Consider the following 18,617-nt stretch of genomic DNA (forward strand, 5'->3'; position numbering starts at 1 on the left):
ACGGACGGCTGCTCAGAGCCGTCCGTAAGCTTTTGCGTAACGGTAAATTCTCGCGAAGATGCGCTTATCCTTCAGCTTTCGGAATATATAAGGGTCGGGAGCCGTGTTAATCTCCAAAATCCATGGATGCAGCTTCTGGTCCAGTGCGACGTCCAGCCCGATTTCCTTGAGCCCTCTATACTTCGAACGAAGCTGCCTTGCAACGGAAGTGCCGAGCCTGCGCAGCCCTGAGGTTAGTCTTGACTTTTCAGCGCTCCCGGCATGCCCCTGCAGCAAAACCTCCACAGGCTTGAGCTTTCCTCCATTATGCACATTGGTCACGATCTTGCCCGGCGCAGCGACGCGCCCGATCAGTCCTGTCGTCTGCCATTTCCCGGTCGGAGTCTTCTGCACCATGACGCGAAGATCAAAGCGCCGCTTCTTATATTTGAGCATATGGATACCTTTTTGCACCAAATACAACCGTTTTCGGGTCAATCCCGCGATATGTCTGTACAAGTCATCGTATTGACTACAAGTGTGAATCTTCGTTCCGATATGGCAGCGGTAAGATGCGCCCCCTTCGCCGACCAGCCGCTCCACCCGCATCACGCCGATGCCGTAAGTGCCGCTGTTCGGCTTCACATAGACCATGCCGTGCCGGTCCAGCATCCCCTTCAAGCTATCGCGGTTCAGCTTGCGCGTCTCGGGGATGTATTTGGCCAGCTTCCGGTTCGGAATCACCGCCTTGGTTTTGGCCCATTTGCTCACGACGTAGCTGCTGTAATTCGGTTTGCTCTTCCTCATTTCATCCACCTTTCTTCCTTCGGCCGGAGAACGGCTGGCACCAAGCTGCCCCCCTCTTCCTCTGCAGTACCTTTGACGAACCTTCTGTTCCCGCTATCCGGTTCCTCTGAGCCTGAATCTGGCCTCGTTCGTCCATCATAGTGTATGCCCCCCGCCGAAGCACGGTGAGGTATAGAGGCCTACGGCAGACGGGCGGGACACTCAGAAATCCGCGGTGTGGCCGATTTTCCGCAAAAAAAAGGCAGCTGCCGCGATGCAGGCAACTGCTTCAAAACTTCTTCTACGATTTATAGCCGAGCTTGCGCTCGATTTTTTCAAAAAACGACAAGCCTGCGGCCAACCCGCGACGGGCGATCGTCCATTGGGTGAACAGCTTGTTAACGGCTACGGCGGAGCCGATGCCAAGCAGTGCTCCGACGGTCACGTCGATCGGATAATGTACGCCGGTCCAGATCCGGGATAAAGCGATCAATACGGCCAGCGCAAGCCAGACGTACCCGTCCTTGCGACGGTACAGCCAGATCGAGGTGGCGATGACAAAAGCACCGATGGCATGGCTGCTGGGAAACGATGCATTGGCCGCATGCTCGATCAACTGATGAACCTCGTGGCTGACGAACGGCCGGTTCCGGTAAAACAACATGCCGATCAGCGAACCGATCCCCATCGCCAAAGCAGCGGAACAGAGTGCTTTGGCCACCATCCGGCGGTTCTCTTGCTTTCGGGTAAACCAATACACGAAGATGCCCAAATAAAAGAAATATTCCGCATATTCCGCGAAAAAGCGCATCCAGACGTTAATCGTCGTATGATCGACAGCCAAGCCGTTGATCATTTCAAATAAATCATAGTCCCATTTCAATAACATACGCGATCTCTCCTCTTCCCGTTATCCGTTCCGTTAACGGCTGAACGGCAATTGTACCGTCACCGTCGTTCCCTGGTTCTCTTCGCTTTGCAAACGTATGTCCCCATGATACTTCTCGACAAGCCGCTTGGCGATCGAAAGACCCAGACCGCTGCCGCCGCGTTTGCGGCTGCGGGCTTTGTCCACCCGGTAAAACCGGTCGAACACATGCTCCACTTCCTCTTTCGGAATGCCCATGCCGTAATCGCGGATGACGATGCGCAGCATCCTATCTTCTACCAAGACGGCTGAAACGTGGATTTTGTTTCGTTCGGTCGAATATTTCACTGCATTATCCAACAAAATCAACAAAATTTGTTTGATATGATTGGGAACCAGCCGGATTTTGACGCCTTTCAGCGCATCCACATCCGTCGTAATCTCGAACTCGGGATGGACGACGGAGACGTTCTTTACGATGCGGCCGATGGTCTCCCCCAGATCGAACACCTCGGCGGTGTCGCCGGGACTGGCATTTTCCGCACGGGTAAGCTCCAGCAGCTCCTGCACAAGTCCCTTCAGACGATCAAGCTCCTCTAGCGAAGCGCGAAGCGATTCGTCCACCAGGACCGGGTCGTGCTTGCCCCAACGGTTCAGCATCGACAAATGTCCGGAAATGATCGCAATCGGGGTCCGCAGCTCGTGCGAAGCGTCTTCGACGAATTGCTTTTGCTTGCGGAACGACGTTTCCAATTGATCCATCATCTCGTTGAACACATGGGCCAGCGCCGAAATCTCATCCTTATTATCGTAAAAAGGCACCCGCTCCTGCAGTCCGTTCCGCTGAATTCTTCTCATCGTTTCCGTTATGCTTTGCACCGGTCTCAGCAGACGGCCGGCCAGAAGCAAGCCGCCCAAGCCGCTCAGCAGTATTCCGCCGATACCGCCCAGAATCATGACTAGCGTGATGACTCCTTTCAGCTCGTCGAACGTCTCCAGATTGCTGACGATTTCAATCGTGCCGTGGAATTTCTTCGACACAATCGGGGCGCGCAGAACGAGCAAATGCTCCTCTTGGTGCCACACGCTTTCAAGTTCGGTCTTCGTAACCGGCCGCGGCACCACCCAATCCTCCGGCAGCGCCGTAAGTACCGTCAGCACCGGCTTTCCCTCGCCGTCCAAAATCCGGATCAATTGATTTTTTTGATTGATACTCTGAATAAAATGTCTGCTTCTGACGATTTGACCGGCATCCAGTATATCGCTTTTTTCCGTAAAATAACTTTGTAGCTCGCCCATCGTTTTGCGCACCGATTCCACTTCGCGGCTGCTCATCCATTGGTTGATGCCTATATATTGAACGGCGTTGTAGACCGTAAACAAGACAAACAACATGAAAGCCGACCATAAGGTCATCTGCCATTTAATCGGCAGTCGGGTGAAGCGCATTCGCAGCTTTTTCATGACCGGATGACGTAGCCGATGCCGCGGACGGTTTGAATATAGCTCCGCTGCGCCGGATCGTCGATTTTGTTGCGCAAATAGCGGACGTACACATCGACCACGTTCGTTTCAACTTCGCAGTCGTATCCCCAGACCAGATCAAGCAGCATCGCCCGGCTTAATACCCTGTCCCTATGGGTCATAAGTACAAGCAGCAGCTCATATTCACGCTTGGTCAGGTCCAATGGAACGCCAGCCTTGCTTACGGTTCTGGTCACCGGATCGATCCGAAGATCGCGGTATGTCACCGCTTCTTGCGGTTCGGCCGTCCCCCGCTTGCTCCGCCGGATCACCGCCCGAATCCGAGCCAGCAATTCCTCGATCGCAAACGGTTTCGGCAGGTAATCGTCCGCTCCGCTGTCCAGCCCTGATACGCGATCCATGACGCTATCGCGGGCCGTCAGCATAATGACGGGCGTCGCGAAGCCGGCACGGCGAATGCCACGGCATACCTCGAAGCCGTGTAGTCCCGGCAGCATGACATCAAGCAGAATAGCGTCCCAAGCATCGCGGGTCGCGGTTTCCAGGCCTTCCTGACCGCTCCCGACGACGGTAACGGCATAGCCTTGGTGCATCAATTCCAATTCCATAAAACGGGCGAAATTTCGCTCGTCTTCCACGATAAGAATCCTTTTCATCCTGTTCCCTCTGGCTGCGCTTGAAATAGTAAAAAGCGGCAATGGTCTCGGTTCTATTATTGCCCCTCTGCCGCTGCTTTAACTATACACAACGAAGCTGAAAATTCGATGAGAAAAGAGAAAAATTTCGCTTCCACTAAATCCCTAAAAGTGCAAAAAGCCGGTCGGGCTTCGCGAGCCAACCGACCGGCCATTCAAGGCGTGTCTAGCCCCCGTTCAAGGAAGCCCATACGTTTTGGATAAAGGAATAAGCAAGCGCGACCGCCATCGACCCTACCGAGACGATAACGTATAAACGAAACGGGTTTTTAATGAGTCCGGGATAATGGTCCAGACGTTTGGGAGTTGATACCCCTTGGACGACGTCAAAATGATGAATCGCGTCGTTAAAAGGCTTCCGGTCCTCCACAATTAACGTTCGGCTCGGTTGCGTGGCGTGCAGGGCGGTATCTTCATACGGATTGTATGGTTTGCTTTCCATAACTAAGCATCCCTCCCGTTCCCATGTTCCTTCCACTTCACCCGTATTTTATCAAACTTAACCACTCCCGGCAAAAAAAAGAACAGCCCTTCGTTCGGTCCATGAAGACCGCGAAGGGCTGCCTGCTTGTCGGATCCGCGTCATTAAGGCGCGGTCTCCAGAAATTTCAGGTTCGGATTTTTCTCCATCGCCGTGCGCAGCGCGTATTCGTTCTCGAACAGCGCAACGTAATTGTCCTTCTTATCCTTCACCAGCTGCGAGTTAATCCGGAACTTGGCCGGATCGATGTCGTCGCCGACGAGCCAACGCGCGAATTGGTAAGTCATCCGGGACAGCTGCACCTCGCTGCTGTACTCCGCTTTCATCCGGTATTCGAACACCTCGAACTGGAGCTGTCCGACGACGCCGAGAATCAAATCCTCGAAGCCGATCGTTTTGAACACCTGAATAGTGCCCTCCTCGGTCAACTGGTCCACGCCCTTCTGGAACTGCTTGTGTTTCAGAGCGTTTTTGACCGTCACCTTGGAGAACAGCTCCGGGGAGAACGTCGGCAGCTCGTCGAATTCTACGCTTCCGCCTTGGCACAGCGAATCCCCGATGCGGAAAATACCCGGGTCGAACAGCCCGATAATGTCACCAGGATAGGCGTCCTCGACGATATCGCGGTCCTGCGCGAGAAATTGCTGCGGCTGTGCCAGCTTGATGTCTTTGCCGACCCGTACGTGCTTCACCGACATGCCCCGTTCGAATTTGCCGGAGCAAATCCGCAGGAAAGCGATCCGGTCGCGGTGAGCCGGGTTCATGTTCGCTTGAATTTTGAAAATGTAGCCGGAAAACTTCTCGTGCAACGGATCGACCAAGCCTTCGTTGCTTTTGCGCGGCGTCGGTGTCGGAGCGAGCTGCAGGAAATTCTCAAGGAACGTCTGCACGCCGAAATTGTTGATCGCACTGCCGAAGAATACGGGCGTCAGCTCGCCCTTCTGTACCTTCTCGTAGTCGAACTCGTCGCCCGCCACATCGAGCAGCTCCAGGTCCTGCACCAATTGGTCGTAAAAAAATTCGCCCGCGATCTCTTTCACGACCGGGTCGTCATAGCCGCTCACTTTGCGCACTTGAATTTCCTTATGATCGTCGCCTTGGAACAGCTCGACCTGCGTCAGCTTCCGGTCGTATACGCCGCGAAACTGTTTGCCCATCCCGATCGGCCAGTTCATCGGATACGAGCGGATACCAAGCACCTGCTCCAGCTCTTCGAGCAGATCAAACGGATTTTGGCCCTCGCGGTCCAGCTTGTTGATGAACGTGAAGATCGGAATGCCCCGCTTGCGGCATACCTGGAACAGCTTCTTCGTCTGGGCCTCGACCCCTTTGGCCGAGTCGATCAGCATGACGGCGCTGTCCGCCGCCGTTAGCGTCCGGTACGTGTCTTCGCTGAAGTCTTGGTGGCCCGGGGTGTCGAGAATATTGACCCGGTGCCCTTCATAATCGAACTGCATCACACTGGAGGTGACCGAAATCCCTCTTTGCTTCTCGATCTCCATCCAGTCGCTCGTCGCATGGCGGTTCGCTTTGCGCCCTTTGACCGTACCGGCCAGCCGAATCGCGCCTCCGAACAGCAGCAGCTTCTCGGTCAGGGTCGTCTTCCCCGCGTCGGGGTGGGAGATGATGGCGAAGGTGCGCCGCTTCTGTACTTCTTCTTTTAATTTCTCGGATAATCCGGTGCTCATATCGGTTAATTCCTTCCTCAATCATATTCAGTGATGCGGTCCGGAAGCTGCAGCAGCTTCATGTCACCGCAGGTTCAAGTCAGCTTGACGGTCCAGTCGGCTTCCTTCAGCCACGTTCCCGATTCGAACGCCCGGCCGCGCAGCGTCACTTTGTCTCGATATACCTGCACATACAATCCTTGTGCCTTCTCCTTGGCCGCATTTTGATAATTGCGGTTCAGCACGCGTCCGACCGAGGAGTTATGAAAATAGTGAAAGCTTTCTTTGGCATAATGCTCCACCGTGCCTTGAAAATCCTGATGCCGATGCCCGCAGAATACGAACACGTTTTTGTAAGGCTTCAGGAGTGCGCGGAATTTTTTCGCCGGAATCAATTGGTGCGATCCTCCGTCTTGTCCGGCGGGCGGCAGCGGTTGATGGGTCATGATGAAGACCGGCTTGCCGTCTTTATGCGAAGCCAGCCGTTCCTTCAACCAATCCAATTGTTCGTCAGAATACCATGCCCCTTCGCCTACCTCGGGTTTCTCCTGCACATAAGCCTCCTGCGACAGCAGGATCAAGTGATACCCTTTCTCCCAAGCGTCGTGATAAGGCTTCGACAATCCGAAAAACTTCTGGAACCGCTCGCGCGATTGCCAGTCCGTTTTGCCGTTGGGCATCGTCTCTTTATTGAAAGCCCCTTTCCGGTCGATCCAAATGTCATAATAATCGTGGTTGCCCATGTTGGCGTAAACCGGAGGCAGCTTGTAAGCGGACAACGTCTTTTTCAGCTCTTTGTAGTCCCTCTCCCGCCCGTAGTCGGTCACGTCGCCCGTCAGCACGAGTGCCTCGACCGGCGATTCAAACTGCTTCATATCGTCAAGCGCTTGCTTCAAATGCCGGACCGTATTAGGATCGTCAGGCGACACGTGCAAATCGCTGAGAATCATGAACGAGAACAATGGCGCTCCCGGATTCCCCGCCGCCGGATCGGAATTCGTCACCCGTTCCGTCTTTGGTAGCACGACGTCGTCCGGCGCTTGTGCCCCGCCGACCGTCTGCCCGTCGACCGATTGCTGCAGCAGCTTGAGCAGTCCTGCGAGCGCCGCCCCGATCATGACTAGAAGTCCGAGCATCCAGCGTATAAAAGCGCGTCTGGACATGTAAAGATCCCCCTTGCGTTAGCCGGCACTGTACACTCCATCATACCATATTTCAAGAGGTGAAAAAAAGACGCAACATGCGCCAGCAAAAAAGAGCAGAACCCGGCGCAACCGGATCTGCTCTTTCGGTTTCTTTCGACTAGCGATTACATTTGGGTATGTCCCCAAGTGACTTCGCCTTCGTCCTGTCCGTTCACCGGCCACCAGCGGAAGCCGTCTTCGGCAACGAGCTGCTGCCCCTGCTCCGGTCCCCAAGTGCCTGCCGAGTACAGGTGCAAATCGTCCGTACGCTCACCCCAGGCGGAGGCGATTTTGTCGACATATTTCCATGCCAGTGCGACCTCGTCCCAGCGGGTGAAATACGTGGAATCCCCGCGGGCGGCGTCGTAAAGCAGGCGCTCATACGCTTCGGGCGTATTCAGCCCGATCTGGCAGCTCTGGCAGAAATCCATCGCGACCGGAACGATCGTTCCTTCCGACCCCGGCTGCTTGGCGTTCATTTTGAAATAAATGCCTTCCATCGGATTGACGCGGAACACGAGCAGGTTCGGCTCCAGCTTATGCTTGCGCGACAAGTAAACGTTGTTCGGCACGTTCTTGAACTCGACGACCACTTCCGTCGTTTTCACCGGCAATCGTTTTCCCGTACGGATATAGAACGGAACGCCGGCCCAGCGGAAGTTGTCCACGAATACGCGGGCGGCAAAATACGTCTCCGTCGTCGACTCCGGATTGACCTTGTCTTCGTCACGGTAGCCGCGCACCTGCTCGCCTTTGATATTGCCGGCGACGTACTGTCCGCGCACCGTGTTGGCCCGCACCTCCGACGCCGTCTGGAAGCCGCGCAGACTGCGGAACACCTTCACCTTCTCGTCGCGGATATCCTCCGGATGCATCCGGCTCGGAGGCTCCATCGCCATGATGGCCAGCATCTGCAGCATGTGGTTTTGTCCCATGTCGCGCAGTGCGCCCGAATGCTCGTAATAGCCGCCGCGTTCTTCCACGCCTACAGTTTCGCTCAGCGTGATTTGAATGTTGGCGATGTACTTATTGTTCCAAAGCGGCTCGAAAAAGGCGTTCGCGAACCGGACAACGTTGATGTTCTGTACCATTTCCTTGCCGAGGTAATGGTCGATGCGGTAAATGTCCTGCTCCTCGAACACCTGGCGGATTTCGGCGTTCAGCTTCTCTGCGGACGGAAGGTCGTAGCCGAACGGCTTCTCGATCACAAGCCGGTGCCAGCCGGCCCCTTCCAATAGTCCGCCCGCTTTGAGATTGTGCGACACATTGCCGAACAGCTCCGGCGCCAAGGCCAAGTAAAACAACCGGTTGCCGCCGATGTCGAATCTGACGTCGAGCCGGTCGGTCAGTTCGCGGAGCTGACGGAAGCCGTCAACGTTATTAATGTCCAGCGACATGTATTCAAAATGCTCGGCAAAGGCATCCCATTGCTCGTCCTTCGTCACGTTATAGCGTGCGAATTCCTGAATCGATTCGTAGACGTCGTCGCGGAACTGGTCGTTCGTGCGCGAACGCCGCGCGAGGCCGATTACCGCAAATCGGTCGCCCAGCTTGCGCTCACGGTACAGGCTGTAAAACGCCGGGAATAACTTGCGCCGGGCCAAGTCCCCGGTCGCTCCGAAAATCAAAAACACGGCACTCGTCATGGCTTCAGATCCTCATTCTTTCTATAGAGAATAGGAGATAAGGAACGGCAATTGTTTCCTGTCCGTTCCCTTTACCCCTTTAGCATATCGAAAACCGCCGAGAGATTCAATACTCTGTCGAATGCAAGCGCGTTCACGGAAAATAGGCATACGCATACGGGACATTTGTCCCGTACAACCGGCACAAATGCCGCATAGTCTAAAGTGTAGAAATCAACTTCGGAGGTGACCCTCGCGTGAGACCGATTCATCCGATTAACGAAGAACAATGCAGGCCGTATTACGGCCAACCGGTTTTCATTATATTGAAGGACGGTACGGAACTTGTCGGCACGCTCAGCCGGTTGGACAAAGGAAAGCTCTATTTTAACGAAACGGCGGCCGGCATTCAAACGAATGTAAGCGCGCCTGCCAAAAGCAGGCGAAGCGGAGCAAGCAGCAGCAGTCTGGGAAAAGCCCGCACCCAAACGAAAAAATCCAATAACCCGAGAACAACCGCCGCGAGCGAAGCGTTCCCCGTACCTTATCCGGACTCCGAGCCGTTTGGCGCCCCCTTTGAATTGGACATCGCTAGTATCGGGGCCTTGATCGTTCCCAGCTAACGCGGTTGAACAACGGCTCGCCGTCGGAGCGCAACAACGCCAAGGCTCTCGCCGCCATCGTGCGGGAGAGCCTTGGCGCTGGCGACATCGGCTAGCCCAGCCGCTTCATCATCATATAGCAGCGAAGCCTGGCGTCGTAGTGAACCGTATCGTAGCCTTTTTGTACATAGAAAGTCTGAGCTAGCGTATTCGCATCGTCCACCCATAGAACCACTTCGCGGCATCCCCGGTCCCCCGCCGTACGCTCCGCCTGACGCATCAAGCGCGTGCCGATGCCGCGGCCCTGAAACTTCGGATTCACCGCGAGCATATCGACAGACAAGCGCTTATCCCGATCCACGCGCAGCGCGATAAATCCGACCGGCAAGCGTCCGGCTGCCGTATCGACGTAAGTGACACAGGATTTGAGCCGATTGAGAATATCCGTACGGCTTACGCGAAGATCGGGTACCGTTTGCCGCGCAAAGGGAAGGAGCAGCTTTTCCACCAATCCGTATATAATGCCGTCGTCCTGCCGGGGAATGCGTTTTCGGAGCATGGCTAAGACCGCCTTTCTGCGCATAAAGTTTAAGTACTTTATCGTATGACAGGCGGTGGCGGAACGTTAAGAAGAAATGAGGGCGAGGCGAAAAAAACATACGGTTACTTTTTGTATTTTTTGCCGACAAACTTCATAAACAGCACGCTGACAAGCAAAACGGCGGCGATGACAATCCATTGAACCCAATTCATGTGCTGACGCGAGCTCCTTTGACAGGTTTTGATTGATAAATCATCATACTGCATCCTTTTGCAGCGTGTCAAGCATGTATCCGTTTACGGACGGAATGTCTTCCGCTATAATGTAAAGAAAAATGTTCCATTGACAGTGAGGTGAACGGGCATGATCGCTCCGATTCAGAGCGTGATTCGTTCGTATCAAATTCATAAGCAGTGGTTTGCCTTGGAAGACCGACACAGAAGACAAGAAGACTTGACAGGCAAACGTTACCGCGGACGACCGCAGAAAGGAACGGGACAACCCTCCTATGCGTTCGACCGCTTTGCCGAACGGGCGGCGGGGGATGCCAGAACCATCGTCACGGCGGCTGGCGCCTTGAAAGAAACGGCGGATAACGCCAGGGCCGCCCTGCAAAGCAACGGCGCATCGCTCCGGCTGGTAGAAGGGCTTGTCGGAGGCTACAACGAGCTGGCGAACGCCCTGTCCGAAGCCGGCGTCCTTCTGCGGCCCGCATGGAGAAAACAAGGGCTCGGCGCCCCCGCCGAGGAAGAGCTTGACCGGCTGGGCGTGGTCCCGCAGGCCGACGGCACCTTAAGCTTGGACGAGCATAAGCTGCAGACGCAGCTCGACAGCGGGGACAAGCATGCGAATAGCGTGCTTCAGGACATCGACGGTTGGATATTGCGCCTGACGCAGGCGGCTGCCACCCTGCATTCCATCCCTCCGGCGGACCTGCTGGAGCGACACGATACGGAAGCCCGCGCCTTCGGCCACTATACCGCACTGCCGGGGAAAAGGCCGCACAGCTATTGGCCTGTTCCGCCGCTCACGGGTATTCTTATGAATGTTCGTTATTAAGAAGCTTCGTTCGTGCATCAAGAAGGCTGGCGTCCGCTTCGCACCGCCAATGCGTGCCGGATGGCGGCAGCCTTCACCTTTTCCTTGCGCTCGTGCTCCGGCAGAGCAAAGAAACCGTCCAGCTTGTATAAGGCGAGCAGTGCTTCCTCGGCCGCGAGGCGCGCTCCCGCCTCCTGCTGCAATAAATAAAAAGCGACCTGATAACAATACACTTCGTACCGCTTCAATAGCTCCGTTTTTTCCCCGAACGTTAATGGAATGCCAATTTCATTCCGGCTTTTAACAGCTAATCCGTTCATCCGGCTCTCATCTCCTCTCCTTGATGTCCACAATCCGTTGTATATATTTTACTAAACCTATAATCCGACAAACGGAACGGATTCCTCGACATGGAACATCTACATCTATATAGACGCACGAAAGGTGTCAAAACTCACATTTATTAAGAAAACTTTAAAATTGCATATCGCGGAAGGCACCAAAATACGACAGATAAGCAAAAAAAGCTCCCAAGCAGGCCATCCCGACATCTTCGGAGCCTCTTGAGAGCTTATTACCCTGATATTACTCGACCAAACCGTGCTTGAACGCATAAATGGCGGCCTGCGTGCGGTCCTCCACCCCAAGCTTAGCCAAAATGTTGGTGACGTGAAACTTGACCGTTTTGACCCCGATGAACAGCTCGTCGGCCACGTCCTGATTGGATTTGCCCGCGGCAATGAGCCGGAGCACCTCCATCTCGCGTTCGGTCAATTCTTCATGCGGCTGCGCAGCCTGCTTCGGCCCGCGGAAACGATTCATCAGCTTGGAAGCGACTTGGGATTCCAGCACCGACTGGCCTTTGACGGCCGAGCGGATCGCTTGGGCGATTTCGGCGGCACGCGACGTTTTGAGCAAGTAGCTGAACGCTCCCGCTTCGATCACCGGATAAATCTTCTCGTCGTCAATAAAGCTGGTCAGCACGATCACCTTGCATTCCGGATGCTGCTGCAGCAGGCGCCTGGTCGTCTCGATGCCGTCCATCCCCTCCATGACCAAATCCATCAGCACGACGTCCGGCTTGTATTCCAATGCCAGCCGGATGCCCTCCTGTCCTCCGCTCGCCTCGCCGACTACCTCGATATCGTCCTCCGTGCTCAGCACGGCGGCAAGACCGATGCGAACCATTTCATGATCGTCGACCAGCAGCACTTTAATCGTCGTCTCTTCCAATCTCAAGTCCTCCTTCCGCCATAATCGGAATGCGAATCTCAATGCGCGTTCCTTTGCCCGGCGCCGTGATTAAGTTAAGCGAGCCGCCAATTTCGTTCACCCGCTCCCGCATCGTCACCAGCCCGTATGAAGCCTGTTTTTTCATATCGAGCTCGAAGCCGACGCCGTTATCCCGAATGAGCAGCCGCACCGCATCGCTTGACGGCTGGGTCAGCTTCACCTCCAGCTTTGTCGCTTTGGAGTGGCGAAGCGCATTGGATAACGCCTCCTGCACGATACGGAACAGGTGATCCTCAATCCCGTTCGGCAGCTTGATGTCTTCGGTCAGCTCGCAGTCGATCTGCATCGGCACCTTCGAAGACAGCTCCTGCACCAGCTCGATCAAGCCTTCGGCCAGACGTTTGCCTTCCAGATGCACGGGACGCAGATGAAGCAGCAAAGCGCGCATCTCCGACTGCGCTACCGAGGCCATTTCCTCAATGAGGAAAATTTGCCGCTGCGCTTTCTCGAAATCTTTGTCCAGCGTCCGGCCGACGGCCGTCGCCGTCATCGAGATCGCGAAGAGCTGCTGGCTCACGGCATCGTGCAGCTCCCTTGCCAGCCGCTGCCGCTCTTCCACGATGGCCGAATATTTCGCTTTTTGCGCCAGTTGGGCATTATTGCTGGACAGGCGCTGCAGCGAGGATACTTGCTCCTCCCATTTTTTGGTGATCGCATTCAACTGATCGCCGAGCCGGCCGATCTCATCCTCGCCAAGCGGCGGCACCGAACGGCTCAGGTTGCCTTTCTCCAGCGATAGCATCACCTCGCGCAGCGTCTCCAGCCGGTGCTTCATTCGGCTGCTGTACCACAGGCCGTACGAGCCTCCGACCGCTGCAACGATCGCAATCAGCGTCAGACTCATGCGCACGCCTTCCTGCCACGTTTCAAAAGCATTCAAGTAGCCGTTCGACTGCAGGAAATAGACGATCACGGCAAACAAAACAAGGCTGAGCCCAATGGACTCCGCCATGCTTCGCCATATCATGTTGGTTAACCGCTTGTCATGTCCGTCCATTCCTGCCGTCCTCCGTGCATCAAACGATTTTAATATCAATATCGGCTACGATATACGAAATTTCCAGCTTCACCTGACGGTCCGCCGTCCAGTAATTGGGCGACTGCCATACCATCTTGTTCAGCACCCCGGCCTCTTTGTCATACCCGATGCTCGTTTGCCCGAACAAGACGGAAGCCGTAACGGTAAGTCCCACATCCTCCGGAACGATCAGATCGATATCGGCGATGACCCCCTGCAAAATAATCGTCGTCTCCTTCTGCTCGTGGATCGCGTAGGTCAAATCCATCTGCAGCTCCCCCAGCACGTTCCAGATCGACATGTTGCGCAGAACCCAAGGCTCCCGCCCCCACCGGATGCTGTCGATGACGCTTTGCTTGCGGTAATGCTGTTCGCTGCGGTGAATTTTACGCGATTTATTGTAGAAGAAGCCGAGCGAAATGAGGATAATAGCCAAGATCAGCGTAAAATTGCCTCCTGCGAGGAACAGCAGGCCGATTACCATCATGATGTAGCCTTTGCGCTCGGCGCCAGAACGTACCTTATACACACCCAGCAAAAGTAAAAAGAGGGCAAGCACGGTGAAAAATCCGAGATGATTGTCCGCCAGAAGGAAAAGCCCTGCGCCGATCAAGACTAGCGCGATGTTGCGGTTTCGTTTGCGGTTCATCCGTGTCGCCCCCTTTCCCAGTAAATTCTGGTTGATCCGGCAAAAGCCACAGCGCCTTACGGAAGGACGTCCATGGCTTTTGCCTTACATAGCATATCACAAGTGCCGCTTTTGCTCCAACAGCTTTTTCGTGAAGATTATTTCCCCTGCTCGCTGGACATTTTTTCTTTTAGAAGCTGCAGTTGATCGTCGATTTTTTGCTGCTTCGCCGGGTCGGCCGACACGGCGCTGCTGTACACCGAACCGGCATAGCCACCGCCTACGTAAGGCTTGCGTGCGATTTCCGCTTCGACTTCCAGCGACATGATTTTCTCTTCCATGCGACGGAAGCCTTTCACGGCATTGCCACCATCGATCACGTTGGTTGCCGTTACTTCGGCCATTTGCTTCTTAGCCTTCGCCAATTGAGCGCGGGAGATCAGCTCGCTGCGCTTGTTGCGCATTTGGTAGAACGCGTCTTTCATTTCATGCAGCTGCTGAACCAGCTCGGCCGCTTGCGCCTTGGCCTGCTCGTGCATTTCCGTGTACTCGGCGATTTTGCCCTCGTAGTACAGCTTTTGCTCCAAAGCTTGGCGCGCCGTCGCTTCCTGATCGTTCTTCAGCGCTTCCTTCGCTTGTCCTTCGTACTGCGCCGTCAGACGAACCGCTTCTTCCAGACGCTCTTTCAGCTTGCGCTCGCTGGCGATTTGACGGGCAACCGTCACTTCCGCTTGAGCGATTTCTTCTTCCATGTCGCGCAAATATTGATTCAGCATGATGATCGGATCTTCAACCTTGTCAAGCAGCTCATGCAGCGAAGCCTTCGTCATGTCTTTAATTCTAGAAAATACTCCCATTGTTAAACATCTCCTTTAGATGGTTTTTGATTTTGGTTTTTTTCGTATTGCGCCACTTTGCTGCGCAGCTCTTCGATTTCTTTCCACATCGCTTTTTTCTCGATATCTTTCATCATATCGTCCAGATCGCTGCCGGCGGTACCGCCCGGATTCGAGGAAGCCGCATATTCGCCTTCATAGCGGTTGCCTTCTTGCGGCGGAACCCAGCCATGTCTTTGCGCTCTGCGGTAGTGCTTCTCGGCGCGTCTCCACTCTCTCCAGTTGGGATATTGGCCGCCAGGTTGCCCGTAGCCCTCGCCGCCGTAGGACGGTCCGTAGCCGTGAGGCCCGCCGGTCCAAGGCTCGCTTGGGATGACCAACGCTGCCAGGAAGTACAGCGGAATCACGACGCCTCCGGAAAAGAAAGCCGTTACCACCACGATAAGACGAAGCAGTGTGGCATCAATGTTCATCGATTCCGCGAGACCACCGCACAGGCCGGTTACTTTACGATCGGAACGGGAACGGTATAGTTTGCTCATGATTTATCCCAGCCCTCCTGTTTCAGTTTCGTCCGCAGCTTAGCCATCTCTTGTTCCAGTGCTTGCGAGGCCGCGCTGCCTACAGCGGACCATGCTTCACGAACTTGGCCCCTCACTTCCCGCAGGGTGCGTGCGGTCAGCTCCATATCGGAAACCCGCTCGTCCAGCCGGTCGAAGATCCGCGGATTCGGACCCGCGCCCATCGAACGCAACCTTTCGTTCATCCGCTGTTGCAGTCTAACGGACTCCAGCCGCGCGATATAGTAGCTGCGTTTCGAGGCGATTTCGTCGAAATCGGCTTTAAGCTGTTGAAGCTGCTCCTCCAGCTCGACGATCCCCATCTTGCTTTGATCGTACAGCGCCCGGTACTGCGTCGCTTTTTCCTCCTGCTGCATCTTCTCTTGCAGCGCGATGCGTGCCACTTCTTCCTCGCCGGCTCTCAGCGCCAGCATTGCTTGCTGCTCGCGGCGCTCCTTAAGCTGCTCCGCCGATACGTACTGCTGGCGAAGCGAAGCGGCGTGAGACAGGCACTGCTGCAGCAGCCGTTCGGACTCGCGAATTTGCTCCGACTGGGACGCAAGATATTTATCGATCAAACGAACCGGGTCTTCCGCGTTTTCCAGCATTTCATTGAAGTGCGCAACCGTAATATCCCGGAATCTTTTTCCTAAACTCATGCTTTGCTCAACCACCTTTTCTCCGAATTTGAATCCGTCGTTTGTTTGATTTAATATACCGATTTGTTACGCAGCAGCGAGATGCCGTAGCAGATCAAGCCGATGGCGATCAGGATGGCGAACAAGCCGGTCAATTTACCGAAGAGGAACAAGCCGCCAAAGATGATCAGCCCCCACCCGATGATCGTTTTTCCGTTTCTCAGTCCTACGAATCCGAGCCCTACCATAGCTGCCGGGAACAAGAAGCTCATAATATGGTGCCCGAGGTGAAAACCAAGCTTGTTGCTCAGGATCAACGCTCCGAAGAAGATCAGAAGGAACGCGAGTCCGGTATGCCGGTTCATTTTCATGGATTGACTCACCGCCTTTCGTTTTTGTTGTCGTTTTGCTTATGTCTTTATTCTAGGTGAATCCGCCATTTCCCAAAACGGACCTGCGGCGGTTTTTGGAACTGGACCTAAGTCCAGTACGTCACCCGGCCTTGGACAAGAGGGGCCCCCGCCTTATGTACAAGGAATTGCTTGGCTTGTCCCCGAGTCTCCCTTCAAAACAAAATCCCCAGCTGCCGGCTTTCAGCGCTGAGGATCGATGTACGTATTCGATTGTTCTTCCCCGGCATTGCGGCCGTTTTTCAGCTTTCCTTCTTGGGACCGTCGATTCCGCCGAAAGCGAGGCCATACCCGTCGCAATCCTGAATAACGAACTCTTTCCACGGACCGCCGTCCGGATAAATGACCGGCTCGCCGGAGATCACGACATCCTTGCTGCAGAACTCCTCATATAGACTGTCCAGAGCAGCCCAGTTCTCGACATAAGCGTATACATCGTACGCCCGGGTTTCCCCTTGCGCCACGGGATTGGGACGCACGGCCGACGCGTCCGGCGCTTGCAGCAGCTTGAGTGCGATTCCTTGGAGGCCGTCCCGCTCCGCCCACCAATCCGTTACATTAAAACCGAGCCGATCCCGGTAAAATTGTTGAGAACGCTTAAGATCCGATACCAATAGAACGGTAAGGGAACTGCCGATTTTCTTTTGGTTCGCCATAGCATCCATCCTCCGGTTCCAATCTAATAATCCGTAAACATACGAATATATATTCGCGTTTCCCTTTCAAAATCCTGCTTGTTTGGGGCCCACTTACAACAAAAAAGCCCGCTTCGAACGATATCCTCGAAGGGGCCTGAATCTTTGTCTTTAGAAGAAGTCTAGAAAAAGTCGGGCAAATACGTCTGGCGTGCGGGAATAAGCCGCTCCAGCGATTCGCATATTTCAATCGTGCCGGCAAGCCTGCCGATGTCCATCAAGAAGGATGGGCGTTGATACCCTGTCAGCATAGCGGCAAGCGTCTGGATCGTGCAGCTGGCGGCCGGCAGCTCGGACGAAGCGCCTGCGACAGGCGTTACACGCGCTGTCCCCGACTCGTCCACCTGCAGCAGGAACCAGCCGTTGTTCCATTCTGCATGCTCGTCTTTAACCTCCAGCTGCAGCGACCATTCCGCCCCCGACGCGAACGGATACTTGGTCAAAAAGCCGGTCACATCCACAATCCGCGCCATGAAATAAGGCACGATCTCTTGCTTGATCCGGGGATTATCCAGCAGAAACGGCAGCCTGTCGTCCGCAGGCGCCTTCATCACCAGCTTCTCCAGCATCGAGTCGTGGTCGGCCAAGAAGCGCCACAAGGCCAGACAAGCCCCATGATGCAGATAGACCAGCTCATGAACTTTAAGAATATTGTCCTTGACTTGATAATATACGTAACCGGCAGGCTGATTCTCCGCATCATAATATACGGCTACCGTGCCTTGCGTACTGCCGAAAATGCGATGCTGCCACCAAGACTCGTTTCGAATAAGCGTACCGTTGTACCTGCAGGCGTAAGCCTCGTAGATGCCGTTCAGCAGCTTGACATCGTGGCCGGTTCGAACGATCCGCCCCGGCTGCGGGCCCAGCTTTGGAAGCTGTTGGACGGAGATCTCATACGATTTATACTCTGCATACGTCTCCCAGCCGTACTTGCGGTAGAACGAGAATTGAAAAGGATGAAGGAACGACACCGTCTGGCCTTTCTCCCGCATCACTCGCAGTCCGTGCGACAACAGCTTCGCCACCAGACCGCCCCGCCGGTATTCCGGCCATGTGACGACACCTGCAATTCCGCCCATGTCGAACGCCTTGCCTTGAATCCAAGTCTGCAAATCGAAAATGGTCATTTTCGCCGCGAGCGTATCATCCACATAAGCCCCCCACATCTGGTTCGAATCGAGAAGCGTCATCCACTTCTCCACTTTTTCGGGAGTAAGCTCGTATTGAAAAGCGAATGCTGACATTTGCAGGCTGTCCATAAAATGCGCATTCGGAATATTGCGAATCTCCAACTGCTGGTTCACGCTATCCACCCTCTCCGCTTTTTTACGGGGACCGGGGACTTCGTCCGGTACTCCGCTTATCGGCGCTTCTTATGCCTTCGCACCTTGTCTCGGCCACTGTAGCCCAATTTTCCAACAAATTCTACCTATAATTCCTTTTTACTTGTTTTCGCTGGAAGCCGTGGGGGATACTGCACAAATCACGGCAATAGCCACCCTTGATTCATATCCGGTACAGACAGGATATTGTCTCCTGTTCGCAGACAGCTGTATTTTCGTTGAAAAATCGGGCGTACGTCCAA

21 protein-coding genes are annotated in these 18,617 nt (G+C 54.7%); 2 read left to right on the plus strand and 19 right to left on the minus strand.

What is annotated here, in order from left to right:
- Window positions 1-12 precede the first annotated feature (12 nt).
- From QMG93_RS32970 to zwf, 8 genes are all read right to left on the minus strand, one after another.
- Window positions 13-786 (minus strand): YheC/YheD family protein, encoded by a 774-nt coding sequence (locus tag QMG93_RS32970; protein ID WP_281944128.1) that lies wholly within the window; start codon window positions 784-786, stop codon window positions 13-15.
- Between the two features lie 280 nt (window positions 787-1,066).
- Window positions 1,067-1,654 (minus strand): undecaprenyl-diphosphatase, encoded by a 588-nt coding sequence (locus QMG93_RS32975; protein ID WP_281944130.1) that lies wholly within the window; start codon window positions 1,652-1,654, stop codon window positions 1,067-1,069.
- A gap of 33 nt (window positions 1,655-1,687) precedes the next feature.
- Entirely contained in the window at window positions 1,688-3,097 is a 1,410-nt protein-coding gene (locus QMG93_RS32980) for a HAMP domain-containing histidine kinase (RefSeq protein ID WP_281944132.1), read from the minus strand.
- On the minus strand, window positions 3,094-3,774 hold the full coding sequence (locus QMG93_RS32985; protein ID WP_281944134.1) for a response regulator transcription factor: 681 nt from the start codon (window positions 3,772-3,774) through the stop codon (window positions 3,094-3,096). Before QMG93_RS32985 ends, QMG93_RS32980 begins: the two co-directional genes overlap by 4 nt.
- Window positions 3,775-3,979: 205 nt before the next feature.
- Window positions 3,980-4,255 (minus strand): hypothetical protein, encoded by a 276-nt coding sequence (locus QMG93_RS32990; RefSeq protein WP_281944136.1) that lies wholly within the window; start codon window positions 4,253-4,255, stop codon window positions 3,980-3,982.
- 143 nt (window positions 4,256-4,398) lie between these two features.
- Window positions 4,399-5,982, minus strand: coding sequence for a peptide chain release factor 3 (locus QMG93_RS32995; protein WP_281944138.1), 1,584 nt, complete (start codon window positions 5,980-5,982; stop codon window positions 4,399-4,401).
- Between the two features lie 74 nt (window positions 5,983-6,056).
- Window positions 6,057-7,124 (minus strand): metallophosphoesterase family protein, encoded by a 1,068-nt coding sequence (locus QMG93_RS33000; RefSeq protein ID WP_281944140.1) that lies wholly within the window; start codon window positions 7,122-7,124, stop codon window positions 6,057-6,059.
- Window positions 7,125-7,270: 146 nt separating this feature from the next.
- Complete coding sequence (zwf, locus tag QMG93_RS33005) at window positions 7,271-8,791, minus strand: glucose-6-phosphate dehydrogenase (protein WP_281944142.1); 1,521 nt, start codon at window positions 8,789-8,791, stop codon at window positions 7,271-7,273.
- A gap of 236 nt (window positions 8,792-9,027) precedes the next feature.
- Between zwf and QMG93_RS33010 the strand changes: the two genes are divergently transcribed.
- Window positions 9,028-9,393 (plus strand): hypothetical protein, encoded by a 366-nt coding sequence (locus QMG93_RS33010; protein ID WP_281944144.1) that lies wholly within the window; start codon window positions 9,028-9,030, stop codon window positions 9,391-9,393.
- Window positions 9,394-9,484: 91 nt separating this feature from the next.
- On the opposite strand, the gene QMG93_RS33015 is transcribed toward QMG93_RS33010, so the two are convergent.
- On the minus strand, window positions 9,485-9,931 hold the full coding sequence (locus QMG93_RS33015; RefSeq protein WP_281944146.1) for a GNAT family N-acetyltransferase: 447 nt from the start codon (window positions 9,929-9,931) through the stop codon (window positions 9,485-9,487).
- A 345-nt stretch (window positions 9,932-10,276) separates the two neighbouring features.
- Here QMG93_RS33015 and QMG93_RS33020 point away from each other — a divergent pair, with 345 nt between their 5' ends.
- On the plus strand, window positions 10,277-10,972 hold the full coding sequence (locus QMG93_RS33020; protein WP_281944148.1) for a hypothetical protein: 696 nt from the start codon (window positions 10,277-10,279) through the stop codon (window positions 10,970-10,972).
- Window positions 10,973-10,989: 17 nt separating this feature from the next.
- On the opposite strand, the gene QMG93_RS33025 is transcribed toward QMG93_RS33020, so the two are convergent.
- The 10 genes from QMG93_RS33025 to eis form a co-directional block, all read right to left on the minus strand.
- Complete coding sequence (locus QMG93_RS33025) at window positions 10,990-11,271, minus strand: hypothetical protein (RefSeq protein ID WP_281944149.1); 282 nt, start codon at window positions 11,269-11,271, stop codon at window positions 10,990-10,992.
- Window positions 11,272-11,536: 265 nt separating this feature from the next.
- On the minus strand, window positions 11,537-12,184 hold the full coding sequence (locus tag QMG93_RS33030; protein ID WP_281944151.1) for a response regulator: 648 nt from the start codon (window positions 12,182-12,184) through the stop codon (window positions 11,537-11,539).
- The gene (locus QMG93_RS33035; RefSeq protein ID WP_281944152.1) at window positions 12,165-13,241 is read right to left on the minus strand and encodes a sensor histidine kinase; all 1,077 of its coding nucleotides are present in this window, start codon (window positions 13,239-13,241) and stop codon (window positions 12,165-12,167) included. The genes QMG93_RS33030 and QMG93_RS33035 overlap by 20 nt, the downstream gene beginning before the upstream one ends.
- A gap of 19 nt (window positions 13,242-13,260) precedes the next feature.
- On the minus strand, window positions 13,261-13,911 hold the full coding sequence (gene liaF, locus QMG93_RS33040; protein WP_281944154.1) for a cell wall-active antibiotics response protein LiaF: 651 nt from the start codon (window positions 13,909-13,911) through the stop codon (window positions 13,261-13,263).
- 137 nt (window positions 13,912-14,048) lie between these two features.
- On the minus strand, window positions 14,049-14,747 hold the full coding sequence (locus QMG93_RS33045) for a PspA/IM30 family protein (protein WP_281944156.1): 699 nt from the start codon (window positions 14,745-14,747) through the stop codon (window positions 14,049-14,051).
- Window positions 14,748-14,749: 2 nt separating this feature from the next.
- Window positions 14,750-15,268 carry a PspC domain-containing protein gene (locus QMG93_RS33050; protein ID WP_281944157.1) on the minus strand — a complete coding sequence of 173 codons (519 nt, stop codon included), beginning with the start codon at window positions 15,266-15,268 and terminating at the stop codon, window positions 14,750-14,752.
- Window positions 15,265-15,945 (minus strand): PspA/IM30 family protein, encoded by a 681-nt coding sequence (locus QMG93_RS33055; RefSeq protein ID WP_281944159.1) that lies wholly within the window; start codon window positions 15,943-15,945, stop codon window positions 15,265-15,267. Before QMG93_RS33055 ends, QMG93_RS33050 begins: the two co-directional genes overlap by 4 nt.
- Before the next feature lie 50 nt (window positions 15,946-15,995).
- Window positions 15,996-16,295, minus strand: coding sequence for a LiaF transmembrane domain-containing protein (locus QMG93_RS33060; RefSeq protein WP_281944161.1), 300 nt, complete (start codon window positions 16,293-16,295; stop codon window positions 15,996-15,998).
- 281 nt (window positions 16,296-16,576) lie between these two features.
- The gene (locus tag QMG93_RS33065; RefSeq protein ID WP_281944163.1) at window positions 16,577-16,990 is read right to left on the minus strand and encodes a VOC family protein; all 414 of its coding nucleotides are present in this window, start codon (window positions 16,988-16,990) and stop codon (window positions 16,577-16,579) included.
- A 161-nt stretch (window positions 16,991-17,151) separates the two neighbouring features.
- Window positions 17,152-18,336 carry an enhanced intracellular survival protein Eis gene (eis, locus tag QMG93_RS33070; RefSeq protein ID WP_281944165.1) on the minus strand — a complete coding sequence of 395 codons (1,185 nt, stop codon included), beginning with the start codon at window positions 18,334-18,336 and terminating at the stop codon, window positions 17,152-17,154.
- Between the last annotated feature and the right edge of the window lie 281 nt (window positions 18,337-18,617).

Origin of the sequence: Paenibacillus tyrphae, from assembly GCF_027925525.1 — a bacterium.
GTDB classification, from domain to species: domain Bacteria; phylum Bacillota; class Bacilli; order Paenibacillales; family NBRC-103111; genus Paenibacillus_G; species Paenibacillus_G tyrfis_B.

Excerpts from the sequence above, each read along its gene's own strand:
- QMG93_RS33060 (WP_281944161.1), bottom strand. The coding sequence starts at position 16,295 with ATGAAAATGAACCGGCATACCGGACTCGCGTTCCTTCTGATCTTCTTC.
- zwf (WP_281944142.1), bottom strand. The coding sequence starts at position 8,791 with ATGACGAGTGCCGTGTTTTTGATTTTCGGAGCGACCGGGGACTTGGCC.
- QMG93_RS33000 (WP_281944140.1), bottom strand. The coding sequence starts at position 7,124 with ATGTCCAGACGCGCTTTTATACGCTGGATGCTCGGACTTCTAGTCATG.
- QMG93_RS33035 (WP_281944152.1), bottom strand. The coding sequence starts at position 13,241 with ATGGACGGACATGACAAGCGGTTAACCAACATGATATGGCGAAGCATG.
- QMG93_RS33065 (WP_281944163.1), bottom strand. The coding sequence starts at position 16,990 with ATGGCGAACCAAAAGAAAATCGGCAGTTCCCTTACCGTTCTATTGGTA.
- QMG93_RS33055 (WP_281944159.1), bottom strand. The coding sequence starts at position 15,945 with ATGAGTTTAGGAAAAAGATTCCGGGATATTACGGTTGCGCACTTCAAT.
- liaF (WP_281944154.1), bottom strand. The coding sequence starts at position 13,911 with ATGAACCGCAAACGAAACCGCAACATCGCGCTAGTCTTGATCGGCGCA.
- QMG93_RS33045 (WP_281944156.1), bottom strand. The coding sequence starts at position 14,747 with ATGGGAGTATTTTCTAGAATTAAAGACATGACGAAGGCTTCGCTGCAT.
- QMG93_RS32985 (WP_281944134.1), bottom strand. The coding sequence starts at position 3,774 with ATGAAAAGGATTCTTATCGTGGAAGACGAGCGAAATTTCGCCCGTTTT.
- QMG93_RS33050 (WP_281944157.1), bottom strand. The coding sequence starts at position 15,268 with ATGAGCAAACTATACCGTTCCCGTTCCGATCGTAAAGTAACCGGCCTG.
- QMG93_RS32980 (WP_281944132.1), bottom strand. The coding sequence starts at position 3,097 with ATGAAAAAGCTGCGAATGCGCTTCACCCGACTGCCGATTAAATGGCAG.
- QMG93_RS33025 (WP_281944149.1), bottom strand. The coding sequence starts at position 11,271 with ATGAACGGATTAGCTGTTAAAAGCCGGAATGAAATTGGCATTCCATTA.
- QMG93_RS32970 (WP_281944128.1), bottom strand. The coding sequence starts at position 786 with ATGAGGAAGAGCAAACCGAATTACAGCAGCTACGTCGTGAGCAAATGG.
- QMG93_RS32975 (WP_281944130.1), bottom strand. The coding sequence starts at position 1,654 with ATGTTATTGAAATGGGACTATGATTTATTTGAAATGATCAACGGCTTG.
- QMG93_RS33020 (WP_281944148.1), top strand. The coding sequence starts at position 10,277 with ATGATCGCTCCGATTCAGAGCGTGATTCGTTCGTATCAAATTCATAAG.
- QMG93_RS32995 (WP_281944138.1), bottom strand. The coding sequence starts at position 5,982 with ATGAGCACCGGATTATCCGAGAAATTAAAAGAAGAAGTACAGAAGCGG.
- QMG93_RS32990 (WP_281944136.1), bottom strand. The coding sequence starts at position 4,255 with ATGGAAAGCAAACCATACAATCCGTATGAAGATACCGCCCTGCACGCC.
- QMG93_RS33015 (WP_281944146.1), bottom strand. The coding sequence starts at position 9,931 with ATGCTCCGAAAACGCATTCCCCGGCAGGACGACGGCATTATATACGGA.